Source organism: Embleya sp. NPDC050154 (assembly GCF_044460165.1).
Lineage (GTDB): Bacteria > Actinomycetota > Actinomycetes > Streptomycetales > Streptomycetaceae > Embleya.
The window spans coordinates 751,773-767,116 of sequence record NZ_JBITJP010000001.1 but is presented as its reverse complement, the minus strand read 5'-3'; the positions used below and the strand labels follow the sequence as shown (position 1 = coordinate 767,116).

Genomic DNA, 15,344 nt, shown 5'->3' with positions numbered 1-15,344 from the left:
TGGGACCCGGACCGACATCATGCACGTAAACGCACGTATGCGCGCCGCCCTGGCGGCCTCCACCGACGACCGAATCGTCTTCGACCTCGCCGGCATCGAAGAGCGATACGACTCCCTGCTGCGCGAGTTGCCCGACATCTCCGTCCGATTCGCGATGAAGGCCTGCCCCGTGGACGAGGTGCTCGCCTGTCTGGCCGACAAGGGCGCCGGCTTCGACGCGGCAAGCCCGCGGGAGATCGAGCAGGCGATCGCCACCGGCGTACCCATCGATCGCATCCACTACGGCAACACCATCAAGTCCGACCGGAACATCGCCGACGCATATCGGCTCGGTGTCCGGGACTTCGCCACCGACAGCCTCGAGGACGTGCGGGCCGTCGCCGCCCACGCGCCCGGCGCCCGGGTCTTCTGCCGACTGGCCACCAGCGGCGAGGGAGCCCTGTGGGGTCTCAGCCGCAAGTTCGGCTGCTCCGCTGCCGACGCGGTGCTCGTCATGGAGGAGGCCCACGCGCTGGGCCTGATCCCCTCCGGCCTGTCGGTGCACGTCGGTTCCCAACAGATGACCACCGAGCCCTGGCGAGACGCCTGCGACCGGATCGCGGTCGTGCTCGCGAACCTGAATCGGCGCGGGATATTCCCGGACCACGTCAATCTCGGCGGCGGGTTGCCGGCCCTGGGCTACCTCGACCGGCACGGCCGGCCGTTGCACCCCCCGATGGACAAGATGTTCTCGGTCATCCGCGAGGGCATCGCGCGCCTGCGCGAGGTGTCCGCGACCCCGCTGGACTTCCTGATGGAGCCCGGACGCTACTTCGTCGCCGACAACGGCGCGATCCGGGCCCGGGTCTCCCGGCTGTCCGCGCGCGAACAACTCGACGGACAGCGCCAGTACTGGCTGTACCTGAGCTGCGGGAAGTTCAACGGCCTCTACGAGATGGACGAGTTGCAGTATCGACTGGTCTTTCCCACGCACGACGACGCGGAGTTCGTGCCGGCCGTCGTCGCGGGCCCCACCTGCGACAGCGACGACGCCTACCCGCACCGGGACAACCTCACCCGGGTGCCCGAGTCGGTCGCCTCGGGGGATCCGGTCTGGATCGTCTCCTGCGGCGCGTACGTCACCAGTTACACCACCCTGGGGTTCAACGGTTTCGGTCCGCTTCCCTACACGTGGACCGACGGCGACTCCGACGATCGCGACAACGTTCGGCGCCGGAATCCGCCCCGGCGCGCCGATCTGGTCCTGGAAGGTCTGCGGTGACGGGCCCACGCGCACGCATCCGACACATCACCGAGGACGACTGGGACCACATCGTCGCGCTGGAGGCCGCCACGTATGCCGACGGCGCGCTGTCCGAGGAGCGGCACGCGCTGGAGTCGCGCGCCCGCTCGTCGCCGGCCACGTGCTTCGTGCTGGACGTCGAAGGACGACCGGCGGGCTACGTGCTGGCCCTGCCGTACCCGATGTTCCGGTATCCGGACCTGTCCCGCGCGGAGGACGTGGTCTTCCACTCGCGCAACCTGCACCTGCACGATCTCGTCGTCGCCGAGCGTCATCGCGGCAACGGCTTCGCGCGCGATCTGCTGGACCGGCTGATGACGACGGCGCGGACCAAGAGGTACGAACGCCTCTCCCTGATCGCGGTCCGCGGCAGCGAGGCGTTCTGGGCGGCGAACGGCTTCGCCGCCGTTCCCGACGTCCCGCTTTCCGCGAGTTACGGCGCGCACGCGGTGTACATGTCCACGGCGGTGCACCCGGGCCCCGCATCGAGAAGGCAACACCCGTCGATGGTCCGCGCCGCGGATCGTCCCCACACGACGAAGTAGGCGCATACCCATGTTTCGCGTTCGCGACGACTTCCGCCGGGCCCAGGTGGCGATCGCGGCCCTGTTCTGCTTCCTCGGGCTCCAGTACGCCACCTGGGCCTCGCGGCTGCCCGCGCTCAAGACCGGGCTCGACCTGAGCGAGGCCGAGGTCGGCCTGCTGCTGATGGCGTGCGGAGCGGGCGCGGCGGCCTCGTTCCCGCTCGTGGCGATCCTGACCAAGCGCCTGGGCTCGCGACTCCTCGCGCTGTTGTCCGCTTCGGTGCTCGGCCTGCTCCTGCTCGCGTTGGCCGCGGCACCGAACTATCCGGTGGCCCTGGTGATCATCTGCTGCGACGGGGTGGCCGTCGGGTGCCTCAACGTCGCCATGAACGCGCAGGGCGCCGCGCTCGAAGTCGCCCATCAGCGCACCGCGATGTCCCAACTGCACGCGACGTTCAGCGCCGGCTCGTTGTGCGCCGCGCTGCTGGCGTCCGGGATGAACGCGGTGACATCGAACCTGACCGCGCACTTCGCGGTGGCCTGCGTGCTGCTGTCGCTGCTCCTGGGCTTCGCCCGGTCGGGCCTGTTGACCGAGGATCGACCCGCGGAGAAGTCCGCCGAGCCACAGGAGTCGCCGGAGCGGAGCGGGCGCGGGTTGACCCTGCCGTCGCGGATCACCATCTGGATGGGCTGCGCGATGGCGTTCGGCACGGTGACCGAGGGGGCGATGAACGACTGGTCCGCGCTTTACATGAAGGACGTCGCGCACGCGGCCTCGGAGGTGGCGCCGCTGGGCATCGCGGTGGTCTCGGTGATGATGGTGCTGGCCCGCGTATTCGCCGACGGCTGGCGCAGCCGGTGGGGCGACGGCCGGATCGTCCGGGTCGGCAGCGCGCTGGCCGGGGTGGGGCTGGCGGTCGCACTGCTGGTCGGTGGCGTGGTGCCGGCGCTGATCGGCTTCGCCTGCGTCGGCCTGGGCATCGCGGCGGTGACCCCGTGCGTGTACGTCGCGGCGGCCCGGGCGGGCTCGGACGCGCTGGCTCTGGTCGCCGCGATGGGCACCACCGGCCTGTTGGCCGGACCGGCGCTGATCGGCTTCATCGCGAGCGGCAGCAGCCTGGTGTGGGGCATGGGCGCGGTGGCCGCCTCGGCGCTGCTGGTCTCGGTGTGCGCCACGCGGATCCGCTGGACCGACCTGGGTGAGAAGGACCCGATCGCCAAGGCAGTCGCGCCGGCCGAACCGGTCGCCGACGTCGAGCCGTTGACCGACGCCGGTGCCTGAAGTCGGCGTTTGAAGTCGGCGTTTGAAGTCGGCGTTTGAAGTCGGCGTTTGAAGTCGGCGTTTGAAGTCGGCGCTCGGCGCCGGTACTTGATGCCGGCGCTTGCTGCCGGGTGACCGACGCCGGTGCTTGATGCCGCGTGGTCGGCATGGGGTGCGGCGCCGCCGGGCGTAGGTCAACCGACCAGCTCCCGGCGGTACTTCGTCGCCAGCGCGACCGCCTTGCCGCCCAGCGCCACCACCCCGACCAGCGCGTCGTCCCGGTGATAGCCGACCGCGCAATCCCCGTCCCAATCGCCCTCCAGCAGGCGCACGTCCGTGCCCGCCAGGCCCGGGGCGCCGTACGACTGGAGGCGCTCGTCGTACTGGTCCGACCAGAACGTCGGCAACGGCGCGAACGGCGTCGGGTCGCAGTCCGTGCGGGCCAGGTGGGCGGCGAGCGTGCGGGCCGCACGTTTGGCGCTGTCGGTGGGCATGCTCCAGTGCTCGACCCGGCGCGGTACGTCGTCGTAGCGCGGATTGACGAACCGGGCCACATCGCCCACGGCGACCACGTCGGGGCGGGACTCGACGCGCAGGAGCGCGTCACAGCGCACCCCGTCGTCGAGATCGAGGCCGTTTCCGGCCAGCCATTCGGTGTTCGGGATCGAGCCGACGGCCTCGACCACGACGTCGGCGGGCAGTTCCCGGCCGTCGTCCAGCAGCACGCCGGCGACGTACCGATCCCCGGTCGACTCGCGTACGGTGCGGCCGAGTTCGAACCGCACGCCGCGGGCGAGATGCCGCCTGCGCAGCGCCGCGCCCAACTCGACGCCGAGCGGGCGGTACATCGGCTCCGCCTCGGGGCCCACCACCGTCACCTCGGCGCCGAGCGAGCGCGCGGTCGCGGCCACCTCGCAGCCGATGAAGCCCGCGCCCACGACCACCACCCGGCGGCCCGGGCCGAGTGCCGCGCGCAGGTGTCGCGCGTCGTCGAGCGTGCGCACGACGTGCCGTCCGTCCCGGGGCCCCGGACAGGTCAACCGGCGTGGACGCAGGCCGGTGGCCACCACGAGGCCCGCGTACGACAACCACTCGCCGTCCGCGAGCCGGATCCGCCGGGTGGTCAGGTCGGCCGCGACGGCGGCCCGGCCGAGCCACCAGTCCACGTCGGCGCAACTCGCCCGCAGGCGAAAGGCGAGCGAGGCGTGCGAGACCCCGCCCGCGAGCGCGTCCTTGGACAGCGGCGGCCGGTTGTACGGCATGTGCGGCTCGTCGCCGACGACGGTGATCCCGCCGGTCCAGCCGGCCGCGCGCAGTTGTTCGGCGGCCCGCAGACCGCCCATGGAGGCGCCCACCACGACGACTCGGGCAGCGGTCACGGTTCAGTCCTCGATCGTGATGGCCTGGAGCGGGCACACGTCGGCGGCCTCTTCGACCGCGTCGCGCAGCGCCTCGTCCGGTTCGCCGACGAACTCCAGTCGCCCGGCGGCGTTGATCCGGAATACCTCGGGCGCGGAGAACACGCACTGCCCGTGGTCCTGACAGCGGTCCATGTCGACGACGACCTTCACGGTGTAATCCCTTCCTGCGATCGGTGCGGAGGTGGATGGCGGGATGCGGAACGGTGCGCGGGCGGGTCGCGGGAGATGCCCGGGCACGATCGCGGTCAGCGCCGAGGCGCCCGGATGCCGCGGAACTCCCAGTCGCCGCCCAGCGCGGTGGAGAGCACCTCTTCGGACTCGGTGGGCTGGGCGCCGCAGTCGGTACGGATCGGGGTCGGGCCGGCGACGATGTGGTTGGTGAGGCGGCCCAGTCCTTCCGCCTCGACCTCGACGACGTCCCCCGGTTGCACCGGACGCGAGCCGGCCGGCGTACCCGACAGCAGCACGTCGCCGGGGCTGAGCGTGATCGTGCGGGCGATGTCGGCGACGAGGTAGTGCATGTCCCACTCCATCTCGTCGGTCGAACCCTCCTGCACCACCTCGCCGTTGACGTAGGTGCGCAGCGCCTTGCCGCGGAAGTCCCAGCCCTCGACCAGGCCCGGGCCCAACGGGCACAGCGTGTCCGAGCCCTTGACCCGCAACATCGAACCCGCGTCGGTGTCCCGGAAGTCGTGCAGGCCGTAGTCGTTGGCCACGGTGTAGCCGCGGATGAAGGCGCCCGCGTCGGCGGGGGCGATGTTGCGGCAGGTGCGGCCGATCACGATGGCGATCTCGCCCTCGTAGTTGAGGTATTTGCAGCCGTCCGGGCGCACGATCGCGCCGCCGTGGGCGTTCAGCGACGACGTGGGCTTGTGGAAGTAGGTCGGCGCGGACGGCAGCGAGGTGCCGAATTCGGCCACCCGGCTGCGGTGGTTGAGGTGTACGGCGATGATCTTGCCGGGCTCGACCGGCGGCAGGTGCCGGGCGTCGGCGGTCTTGGTCCGTCTGCCGTCCGCGGCGACCAACTCGCCTCCGTCGCGGAAGACTTCGACGATCGCGCCGTCGAGCAGGATGCGGCGGTACTCGGTGGTGCGGCTCATGTGGTGTGTCCTTGGCTGGTGGGTGTGGGACCGGCGGAGGCGGTCCAGCCGTCGAGGGGTCGGTCGAACCAGACGTGGGCCTGGCCGGTGCCGGTGGCGTTCTCGTAGTCGCCGACCAGCCGGCCGGGCGCGGTGCAGCGTTCCTCGCCGAGCGCGCCGAGCATCATCAGGTAGTGCCCGAAGCGGGCCTCGGGCTTGTACCGCAGGAAGTCCGGCATGCCGGCGAGCACGCTCGCGTGGTCGCCGTGTTCCATCCAGGCGATCCGCTGTTCGTCGGCGGCGCGGGCCTGCGGTGTGCGCACGTGGATCGGGTCGGACGCCTCGTGCGCGCGCAGTTCGCGCAGGTTCCAGAAGGTGTGCGAGAAGGCGCCGGAGGCCACCAGCAACACCTTGCGGTCGGTGGCCGCGATGCCGTCGGCGAGCGCGCGCCCCAACCGCAGGTTGTCCTCGACGTCCGCGGTCTGGCAACAACCGATGCCCATCCAGCGTTTGCCGGGCACGCCGAGGTGGTGCCACAGGTTGACGGTGGCGTAGTGGATCGGCAGGTACGGGTCCTCGATCGGGGTGATCCAGGTGCCGTGTCGGTCGGCGAAGCCGGCGGTGGCGTGCGCCAGTTCCGGATCGCCGGGGAAGTCGTAGGGGATCTGCCGCATGCCGCGCGGCAGTTCCTCGGAGGTGTACAGCCCGCTGCGGTGCGGTTGCGCGGCGATCACGTACTCGACGGTGGTCGCCCAGTGCGAGTCGAAGACCACGACCGTGTCGTAGTCGAGCCGCTCGAACACCTCGGCACGCAGCTCGGCCAGGGCCGGGACCAGGCTGATCTCCCTGCCCTCGTTGAGCTCGTGGCGGACCTCGCGCGGCAGCATGATGGTGGGCGAGTGGGCCAGGATGCCCGCACCGACGATCTCGCCCATGGTCAGTGCCACCCGTTCGGCGCGGTGACGGTGTTCTTGACGTCGCAGTAGAAGTCGAAGCTCCAGGTGCCGCCCTCGCGGCCGACGCCGGATTGCCGGGAGCCGCCGAACGGGGCGCGCAGGTCGCGGACGAAGAAGCAGTTGACCCACAACGTCCCGGCGACGAGTTCCGCGCCGACCCGCTTCGCGCGCTCGCGATCTCCGGTCACCAGCGTCGCCGCGAGCCCGAATCGGGTGTCGTTGGCGAGCCTGATCGCCTCGGCCTCGGTGGTGAAGGTCTGCAGGGTCAATACCGGGCCGAAGACCTCCTCCTGCACGATCTCGCCGTCCTGGGCGACGTCGGTGAGCAGGGTGGGGCGGTAGTACAGGCCGCCGAGTTCGGTGTTGCGCCCCCCGCCGAGCAGGGCCTTGGCGCCGGCGTCGAGTGCGCGGCGGACGAAGCCGTCCACCCGGTCCACGTGTTCGGCGTGGATGTTGGGGCCGACGTCGGTGACCGGGTCGCGCGGGTCGCCCTGGACCAGGGTGCGCGCCCTGGCCAGGAAGCGGGTAGTGAACTCGGCGGCGACCGAGGCGTCCACGAGCAGCCGGGTGGCGGCCAGGCAGACCTGGCCGGCGTTGTCGTACTGCTCGACCGCGAGTTCGACGGCCAGCTCGAGGTCGGCATCGGCGAAGACCAACAGCGGTGACTTGCCGCCCAGTTCGAGACCGACCGGAGTCAGATTGGCGGCGGCCGCGGCACCGATGTGGCGGGCGGTGGGCACCGAACCGGTGAAACTGATCCGGCGCACGTCCGGGTGGGCGGTCAGCGCGGCGCCGACTTCCTCGCCGTAGCCCTGGACCACGTTGAACACCCCTGCCGGCAGGCCCGCCTCGGCGGTGATGTCGGCGAGCAGCGACGCGGTCAGCGGTGTCCACTCGGCGGCCTTGAGCACGACCGTGTTGCCCGCCGCGAGCGCCGGGGCGATCTTCCAGGTGGCCAGCATCAGTGGCGCGTTCCACGGCGTGATCAGTACGCACGGCCCGGCGGCGTCCCACGAGACGTGGTTGTCGTGGCCCCGGGTGTCGAAGTCGTCGTGGCGCAACTGCCCGCTGAGCCAGTCCGCGAAGAAGCGGAAGTTGTGCGCGACGCGCGGCATCACCCCGCGCAGGTGCGAGCGCAGCAGCGCGCCGTTGTCGGTGGTCTCCACGATCGCCAGCTCGGCGAGCCGGGCCTCGACCCCGTCGGCGATGGCGTGCAGGAGGCGGGCGCGCTCGGCGGGCGTGGTCGCGGCCCAGGCCGGAAACGCGGCGCGGGCGGCGGCGACGGCGGCGTCCGCCTCGGCGCGACCGGCCCGGGCGATCTCGCCGATGACGGTGCCGTCGATGGGCGAGACGTCGGTGAAGGTGTCCGAAGACCCGACGCGCTCGCCACCGATCCAGTGCCGGGTGTCGACGCGGACGCCCGCAACGGTGACCTCGGTCATGTGGAAAACCCTCCAAGTCGTTTGACCCCAAACAATCTAGCCATTCGCGATCGGGGCGGTCAAGGGGTGCACCCGGACCCGCCCCGCGCCCCCGAGGCCCGAGTCCGCAGAGCCGGCTCCGCGCTCCCGCACTCGGGCCTCGCGGAGCCCGCCTCGCATTCCCCGTACCCGGGTTCCGTTGTATCGTTTGTCCCCAAACAATCCCGTCGGCGAAAGCGGGCAGCATGTTGCGGCTCTCCCACCAGGACTGGCTCGAACGGGCGGCGCGGCTGCGCCCGATGACCGTCCATCACATCGACGGCGCCGACCACGCCGGCGACGGCGACACGTTCCCCGTGGTCGCGCCGCGCGACGGATCACCGCTCGCCGACGTGGCCCGGGCCGGGCAGCGCGAGGTGGACCTGGCCGTGGCCGCCGCCCGCCGCGCCTTCGACACCGGGGCCTGGCCCCGACTCGCGCCCGCCGAACGCGGCCGCGCGCTGATCCGGTTCGCGGACTCCGTCGAGGCGCACCGCGAGGAACTCGCGCTGACCATCGCGCTGGAGATGGGCAAGCCGGTCACCGAGGCGTACACCATCGAACTGCGCGCGGTGGCGGCCTGCTTCCGCTGGTACGGCGAGATCGCCGACAAACTGGTCGACGAGGCGCCGCAGACCGCCTCGGACGCGCTCGCGCTGGTCACCCGGGAGCCGGTCGGCGTGGTCGCGGCCGTCGTCCCGTGGAACTTCCCGCTCACCATGGCCGCCTGGAAGGTCGCCCCGGCGCTCGCGGCCGGCTGCACGGTCGTGCTCAAGCCCGCCGAGCAATCACCGCTGTCCGCGCTGCGACTGGGCCGGCTCGCCGCCGAGGCCGGCCTGCCGCCGGGCGTCTTCAACGTGGTCGCGGGCGAGGGCCCCACCGCCGGCCGCGCGCTCGGCCTGCACCCGGACGTCGACGTGCTCGCGTTCACCGGCTCGACCGCGGTCGGCCGACACTTCCTGCGCTACGCGGCCGACTCCAACCTCAAACGGGTCTGGCTCGAACTGGGCGGCAAGTCCCCGAACATCGTGCTGCCCGACGCCGACCCGCTCGCCGCGGCGGCGAGCGCGGCGTGGGGCGTCTTCTTCAACCAGGGCGAGATGTGCACCGCGCCGTCCCGCCTGCTCGTGCACTCCTCGATCGCGGACCGGGTGACGGACGCGGTGGTCGAACGGGCTCGGGCCCTGCGCGTCGGCGACCCGCTCGACCCGGCCACCACGATGGGCGCGCTGGTGAGCGCGGAGCACCTGGTCCGGGTCCGCGACCACATCGCCCGCGCGCACGCGGCCGGCGCCCGGCTGCGCACCGGTGGGGCGCGGTTGGAGCGGGCCGGCCACTACCTGGAGCCGACCGTGTTCGACCGGGTCGCCCCGGACATGGCGCTCGCCCGCGAGGAGGTGTTCGGGCCGGTGCTCGCGGTGCTGACCTTCGATACCGAGGACGAGGCGATCCGGCTCGCCAACGCGAGCGAGTACGGCCTCGCGGCGGGCGTGTGGACCACGAACCTGTCCGCCGCGCACCGGATCTCGCGCGCGGTGCGGGCGGGCACCGTATGGGTCAACTGCTACGAGGAGGGCGGCCTGAACGTGCCCTTCGGCGGGGTCAAACAGTCCGGCCACGGACGGGACAAGTCGCTGCACGCGCTGGAGAAGTACACCGACCTGAAGACCACCTGGATCGCACTGTGACCGGCCGCCCTCGACGTCCCCGAAGCGCCCGAGGTCCCCGCCGTCGACACCGCCCCCACTGTCCACACCGTCCCCGAGAGCTGCGGAGACCGCTGTGCTGCGTCCGTTGATCGCGCTGCCGTGCCGGTTCGCGGCCACCACGTCCGCGCTTCGCCACGCCGCCGAGGTGACCGCCCGGGCGCTGGCCGAGGCGGTGTACGCGGCGGGCGGCGAGCCGTTCATGATGCATCCGGCCGAACCGGAGGAGGCCGCGTCCAGGCTGTCCCGCGCGGACGGCCTGCTGCTGCCCGGCGGCGGCGACCTGGCGCCGAGCAGCTACGGCGCGGACACCGTGCACGGCGAGGTGTACGACGTCGACGCCGCCCAGGACGCCTTCGACCTCGCCGCCGCCCGGTACGCCCTCGCCGTCGGCCTGCCCACCCTGGCCGTGTGCCGCGGCCTCCAGGTGGTCAACGTGGCCCTGGGCGGCACCCTCACCCAGGACATGCCCGTCCGCCACCGCCACGTGATCCACCCGGTGACCCTCACCCCGGGCTCGGCCACCGCCCGCGCCGCCGGCACCACCGAACTCGACGCCTCCTGCTACCACCACCAGGCCGTGGACCGCCTCGCCCCCGGCCTCCGCATCACCGGCAGCTCGCCCGACGGCACGGTCGAGGCCCTCGAACCCCTCGCCCCCACCGGCTGGTTCGTAGCCGTCCAATGGCACCCCGAGGACACCGCCCCCACCAGCCCACCCCAACAATCCCTCTTCGACACGCTCGCCGAATCGGCCCACCGCTACGCCGCCCAAAAGAGCCCGCACGCGGCTTAGCCGTCTCGAACCGGTCACCGCGTGGCCGAAATGGAGCGACAAAGGACAGGCCGTGCCCCCGACGACCTCACCCGGACACGGGTCCGCCCTGGTCGGGGGGCGGGCCCGTGACCGAGGTTCAGCCCTTCGCCCGCCGCCCGCCGCGTCGGGGTTTGGGGGTGTTGCCGGCCAGCAGATCCTGGCGGCGTTCCTCGCCCTTGGCCTCCAGGCGGGCCACGATGCGGCGCAGCGAGTCGGCGAGCGTCAGGCATTCGTCGGCGCCGAGGTCGTCGGTGACGAAGGCCTCCTCGGCGTTGAACGCCGGGAAGACCCTGGCCATCAGGTCCTCGCCGGCGGGGGTCAGCGAGAGCAGGACGAGCCGCCCGTCGGTGGCGTGCGCGGCACGGGTGAGCAGGCCGCGGGTCTCCAGCGTGCGGGCGACGCCGGTGAGCGTGCCCTTGGAGATGCCCGCCTCCTCGGCGACGTGTCGGGTCTCGCTCTCGCCCCAGATCCACACCTCCCACAGCACGGTGAACGCGGTCCAGGTCAACTCCGCGTCGCGCAGCACCGAGTTCTCCAGGTGTTGGCGCACCGCGGCTGCCGCGCGGTAGATGTTCGACACCGCGGCCATCTGCTCGCGCCGCAGCGGGATGTCGCCCAGGCGCGCCTGGACGGCCTTCTCCGTTTCGGTGATGGACCGCTTGCCGACCACGTGCTCCGCCTTCTTCGTCGTTCGCGTCCGAGGGTGCCCCGTTACGCCTTGCACACCCCGAAATCTAGCCCTTGTGGGGACCTGTTTGCATCCGTACGATCAGCGGCACTCGCAGATCGTACGGACCCAAACGAATGGGTTCCCGCCCCTCGGAGGCGCCGGGCATGGCATCCAGACAAGCGTCGACGACCCGCACCACCGACCCCGAGGCCGCCCCCGCACGCGGTTCACTCGGTGTCGCGCACATCGTCTTCTTCGTGGTGGCGGCCTCCGCCCCACTCACCGTCGCCGCCGGCGGCATCCCGCAGAGCCTCGCGGTCACCGGCACCTCGGGAATCCCCGCGGTCTACCTCGTACTGGCCGCCCTGCTCGCGATCTTCAGCGTCGGCTACGCCGCGATGAGCCGGCGGATCACCGGCGCGGGCGCGTTCTACGCGTACGTCGCCCAGGGCCTGGGCCGGGCGGCCGGACTGGGCGCCGCGTTCGTGGCGTTGATCTCCTACAACGCGATGCAGATCGGCATCTACGGCCTGTTCGGCTTCACCACCGCCGACTTCCTGGACGCCAAGCTCGGGTGGCACGTGCAGTGGTGGGTGGTGGTCCTGGTCGGCATCGTGGTCGTGGGGGCGCTGGGCTACCTGCGGATCGACCTCAACGCCCGGGTGCTGGCCGCGCTGCTGATCGCCGAGACGGTGACCGTGCTCGTCTTCGACATCGGCGCGTTCACCCAGGCGCCGGACGGCATCTCGCTGCACCCGTTCTCCTGGGAGGCGCTGACCTCGGGCTCGATGGGCGCGGCGTTCTGTTTCGTGATGGCGTCCTTCACCGGCTTCGAGTCCGCCGCGATCTACGGCGAGGAGTGCGTGGACCCCAAGCGCACCGTGGCCCGCGCGACGTACGTGTCGGTCGGCGTGATCGGCGTGTTGTACGCGATCACCGCGTGGGCCCTGATGAGCGGCGCCGGCACCGACAAGGCGGTCGACGCGGCGACCGAACACGGGCCGAACCTGATCTTCGTCCTGGGCGGCGACCAGATCGGCTCGGGCTTCGCGGACCTGGCCCAGGTGTTCCTGATCACCAGCCTGTTCGCGGCGCTGCTGTCCTTCCACAACGCGGTCGCGCGCTACTTCTTCGCGCTGGGCCGCGAGGGAGTGCTGCCCACCGCGCTGGGCCGCACCCACCCGCGCACCGACTCGCCGCACCTGGGCTCCGCCACCCAGACCGCGCTCGCCGCCGCCGTGGTGATCCTGTTCGCCGCGCTCGATCGCGACCCGATGGCGACGCTGTTCAACTGGTTCACCAACCTGGGCGCGCTGGGCGTACTGCTGTTGCTGGTGCTGACCTCGCTCGCGGTGGTCGCGTTCTTCGTGCGCAACGGCGCCGACGGCGAGAGCGCGTGGAGTCGGCTGATCGCGCCGGCCGGATCCGCGCTGCTGCTCGCGGCGGTGTTCGTCGCCGCGCTGGACAACTTCGGCGTACTGCTGGGCGTGGACTCCGGCTCGGCGCTGCGCTGGGTGTTGCCCGCGCTGGTGCTCGGCGCGGGCGTGGTCGGCGCGCTGTTCGCGCTGTACCTGCGCGCGGCCAAGCCGGGCGTGTACGCGGGCATCGGACGCGGCCGGAACTGACCGCGACCACACCCGCCCGCGGCCGGAGCCGAACACGCGCGCACGAGGGCCCGAGCACCGCGATCCGGTGCTCGGGCCCTCGTGCGTGTACCGCGCCCTACGCGGCGCCCGAGCCGCCACTCGCCAGGAGCGTGCCGCCGTTCCAGACCACGCCGACCTGGCGGTAGTACGCGCCGATCACCTCGCGCACCTCCAGTCGGGCCAGTTCCTCGGTGGGCGCCTCGAACAGGGTCAACTCCGCGTCGCCCGCCCAGGCCCCACCGCCCTCGGCGGACTCGGCACCGGTGGCCACGAGTTCGTCCAGGGCCAGGCCCTTGCCCGGTTCGATCGAGGGCAACCAGCGGTGGTGCGCCATCGGGTGCCCGTTGACGAAGCCGCTGGTCGGCGACGGTTCGCGCAACGTCACCACGGCCTCGGCCAGCCGCCGGTCGGCGGCGGCGAGCGTGGCGCCGAACATCGCGCCCGCCTCGATCCGCGGCGCCGGGCCGTACGGATGCGGCCGGGTCTGGTGGATCGAACCGAGCTTCTTCGGATAACCCTGGTGCAGGCCGCGCGCGATGGCGAAGTCCTTGTCGACCCAGATGTACACGCAGCGCGAGTAGGTCACCCCCGCGTACCGACAGCGCACCACCGCGAAGCACTCCTTGTACTGCCCGCGCACCGGGTCGAGCAGTTCCGCGCCCGCGGTCGAGCAGGACTGCCAGTCGGCCCAGATCAGCGCCACCGCGCCCGGGTCCTCGTCGGCGAGCGACAGTTGCGGCGGCAGCAGTTCGGCGACCCGCGCGGGGTCGGTGCGGTACTCGATGGTGAGCAGGTCGCCCGAGTACCGCCACGGCGGTGCCGGGATCATCGAGGACCGGCCCGTGCCGGTCTTGGGGTGGAAGAAACCGTGTACACCGGTCATGGCGACTCCCTCGAAGCACGGTGCGGCCCGGAACGGGTTCGGAGCCGATTGATCGTTTGGGTCCGTACGATATGCCTCCGGTCGCTCGTTGTCACGCGCGCGCGACCACCCGCCGACACCCGCCCACCTCCCGTCGCCACACGCGCAAAGGCTTGCCCCAACCCCTTGTGCGACACCGGCGACCTCCATATGGTTTGGGCTCAAACGAATCGGCCGTCCTGCCGCCGCCCGTCCCGTGCGAGGAGAAACCGGTGAATCCATCAGCAGTGGACCGGGCCCACGACGTCGTCGCCGACCTGAAGGCGCGGGGCATCGACGTGGTCCGGATCGCCTACCCGGACCTGATCGGCACCGATCGCGGGCGCGACGTACTGGTGCACCACCTGCCCTCGGTGTGCGCGCACGGCCTCGCCTTCTGTCGGGCGGTCTTCCACACCACCCCGCGAGGCCAGACCGTCCCGGTGGCCGGCGGCATCGACGCGGGCCTACCGGACATCTGCGTGTTCCCGGACCTGGACACGCTGGTCGCGATCCCGTGGGAGCCCGGAGTCGCGTGGTGCCTGGGTGAGACGACGGACCCGGCGACCGGTCGGCTCGCCGCCGAGGCGCCGCGCTCGCTGCTGCGCGACGTGCTGACCCGGATGGCCGACGAGGTGGGCCTGCGACCGGTGGTCGGACCGGAATTGGAGTACTTCCTGTGCGAGCCGGACCCGGACCGCCCGGGCGGTTGGCGGCGCTACGGCGACGCCCCGGGCAACGTGTACGTGGCCGGCCGGCGCGGAGATCCGGACGGACACCTGCTGCGCACGCTGCGCAGCCTGGGCGCGCTGGGCATCGGCGCCACCACCGGCAACCACGAGTACTGCTCCGGCCAGTTCGAGATCAACCTGGACCACTCGACCGCGCTCGACGCCGCCGACCGGGCCTTCCGCTTCAAGGCCTCGATCAAGGAACTCGCGCGCCGCGAGGGCCGGTTGGCCACCTTCATGGCCAAGCCCTTCAACGACGAGGGCGGCTCCGGCTTCCATCTGCACCTGAGTTGCCTGGACCCGGACGACGCCAACGCCTTCGACGACCCGACCGGCCCGCACGGCCTGTCCTCCGCCGCGCACCACGCGATCGGCGGCGTCCTGGCGCATGCCCCCGCGCTCGCCGCGCTGCTGAACCCGACGGTCAACTCCTACAAGCGCTTCGGCCCGGACACACTCGCGCCGTGGCTGATCGACTGGGGCCTGGACAACCGCAGCGCGATGGTGCGGATACCGCCCGAGCGCGGCACCGGCACCCGCCTGGAAGTCCGGCTCGGCGACGCGAGCGCCAATCCGTACCTGGCCGTCGCCGGTCTGCTCGCCGCCGTGCACCTGGGCCTGCGCGAGAAGACGACTCCGCCGCCGCCGTTGCGGGGCTACGGCTACGACAGCGCCAAGGCGCCGATCCTGCCCGCGACGCTGACCGAGGCGCTGGACGCGTTCGAGGCCGACACCGCGCTCACCGCGCTGCTGGGCGCGGACTTCGCCGACGCGTTCCTGACCTACAAGCGCGACGAGGACACCCGTTTTCGCCGGCACGTCACCGACTGGGAGTTCGCCGAGTACGCCTACCACCTCTGAGCCCGTCCGCGCCGGCGCACCGGCGCACC

The 15,344-nt window shown here is 72.0% G+C and carries 14 protein-coding genes; 7 read left to right on the top strand and 7 right to left on the bottom strand.

Features of this window, described 5'->3' with window-relative positions; genetic code table 11:
• Positions 1 to 37: 37 nt before the first annotated feature.
• The 3 genes from ACIBSV_RS03495 to ACIBSV_RS03485 are packed head-to-tail and all read left to right on the top strand — an operon-like array spanning position 38 to position 3,088.
• A complete protein-coding gene (locus ACIBSV_RS03495) occupies positions 38 to 1,261 on the top strand; it encodes a type III PLP-dependent enzyme (RefSeq protein WP_395859225.1) in 1,224 nt (407 codons plus the stop codon).
• Positions 1,258 to 1,827, top strand: coding sequence for a GNAT family N-acetyltransferase (locus tag ACIBSV_RS03490; protein WP_395859224.1), 570 nt, complete (start codon positions 1,258 to 1,260; stop codon positions 1,825 to 1,827). Before ACIBSV_RS03495 ends, ACIBSV_RS03490 begins: the two co-directional genes overlap by 4 nt.
• Before the next feature lie 10 nt (positions 1,828 to 1,837).
• Positions 1,838 to 3,088 carry an MFS transporter gene (locus ACIBSV_RS03485; RefSeq protein ID WP_395859223.1) on the top strand — a complete coding sequence of 417 codons (1,251 nt, stop codon included), beginning with the start codon at positions 1,838 to 1,840 and terminating at the stop codon, positions 3,086 to 3,088.
• 173 nt (positions 3,089 to 3,261) lie between these two features.
• On the opposite strand, the gene ACIBSV_RS03480 is transcribed toward ACIBSV_RS03485, so the two are convergent.
• From ACIBSV_RS03480 to ACIBSV_RS03460, 5 genes are all read right to left on the bottom strand, one after another.
• Complete coding sequence (locus tag ACIBSV_RS03480) at positions 3,262 to 4,410, bottom strand: NAD(P)/FAD-dependent oxidoreductase (protein ID WP_395859334.1); 1,149 nt, start codon at positions 4,408 to 4,410, stop codon at positions 3,262 to 3,264.
• Positions 4,411 to 4,449: 39 nt separating this feature from the next.
• Positions 4,450 to 4,638, bottom strand: coding sequence for a ferredoxin (locus tag ACIBSV_RS03475; protein ID WP_395859222.1), 189 nt, complete (start codon positions 4,636 to 4,638; stop codon positions 4,450 to 4,452).
• 95 nt (positions 4,639 to 4,733) lie between these two features.
• Positions 4,734 to 5,588 carry a fumarylacetoacetate hydrolase family protein gene (locus ACIBSV_RS03470; RefSeq protein WP_395859221.1) on the bottom strand — a complete coding sequence of 285 codons (855 nt, stop codon included), beginning with the start codon at positions 5,586 to 5,588 and terminating at the stop codon, positions 4,734 to 4,736.
• Positions 5,585 to 6,502, bottom strand: coding sequence for a catechol 1,2-dioxygenase (locus ACIBSV_RS03465; protein WP_395859220.1), 918 nt, complete (start codon positions 6,500 to 6,502; stop codon positions 5,585 to 5,587). The genes ACIBSV_RS03470 and ACIBSV_RS03465 overlap by 4 nt, the downstream gene beginning before the upstream one ends.
• Positions 6,503 to 6,504: 2 nt before the next feature.
• A complete protein-coding gene (locus tag ACIBSV_RS03460; RefSeq protein ID WP_395859219.1) occupies positions 6,505 to 7,965 on the bottom strand; it encodes an aldehyde dehydrogenase in 1,461 nt (486 codons plus the stop codon).
• Positions 7,966 to 8,189: 224 nt separating this feature from the next.
• On the opposite strand from ACIBSV_RS03460, the gene ACIBSV_RS03455 reads away from it, so the two are divergent.
• Positions 8,190 to 9,671, top strand: coding sequence for an aldehyde dehydrogenase (locus tag ACIBSV_RS03455; RefSeq protein ID WP_395859218.1), 1,482 nt, complete (start codon positions 8,190 to 8,192; stop codon positions 9,669 to 9,671).
• A 94-nt stretch (positions 9,672 to 9,765) separates the two neighbouring features.
• Positions 9,766 to 10,485, top strand: a complete 720-nt coding sequence (locus ACIBSV_RS03450; protein ID WP_395859217.1) for a gamma-glutamyl-gamma-aminobutyrate hydrolase family protein — start codon at positions 9,766 to 9,768, stop codon at positions 10,483 to 10,485.
• Positions 10,486 to 10,603: 118 nt separating this feature from the next.
• Here ACIBSV_RS03450 and ACIBSV_RS03445 read toward each other — a convergent pair whose 3' ends face one another.
• Positions 10,604 to 11,176 (bottom strand): MarR family winged helix-turn-helix transcriptional regulator, encoded by a 573-nt coding sequence (locus ACIBSV_RS03445; RefSeq protein WP_331771316.1) that lies wholly within the window; start codon positions 11,174 to 11,176, stop codon positions 10,604 to 10,606.
• Between the two features lie 164 nt (positions 11,177 to 11,340).
• Between ACIBSV_RS03445 and ACIBSV_RS03440 the strand changes: the two genes are divergently transcribed.
• Complete coding sequence (locus tag ACIBSV_RS03440; protein ID WP_395859216.1) at positions 11,341 to 12,801, top strand: APC family permease; 1,461 nt, start codon at positions 11,341 to 11,343, stop codon at positions 12,799 to 12,801.
• A 97-nt stretch (positions 12,802 to 12,898) separates the two neighbouring features.
• Here the strand turns inward: ACIBSV_RS03440 and ACIBSV_RS03435 are convergent, their stop codons facing one another.
• The gene (locus tag ACIBSV_RS03435; RefSeq protein ID WP_395859215.1) at positions 12,899 to 13,705 is read right to left on the bottom strand and encodes an acetoacetate decarboxylase family protein; all 807 of its coding nucleotides are present in this window, start codon (positions 13,703 to 13,705) and stop codon (positions 12,899 to 12,901) included.
• A 251-nt stretch (positions 13,706 to 13,956) separates the two neighbouring features.
• On the opposite strand from ACIBSV_RS03435, the gene ACIBSV_RS03430 reads away from it, so the two are divergent.
• On the top strand, positions 13,957 to 15,315 hold the full coding sequence (locus ACIBSV_RS03430) for a glutamine synthetase family protein (RefSeq protein ID WP_395859214.1): 1,359 nt from the start codon (positions 13,957 to 13,959) through the stop codon (positions 15,313 to 15,315).
• Positions 15,316 to 15,344 lie beyond the last annotated feature (29 nt).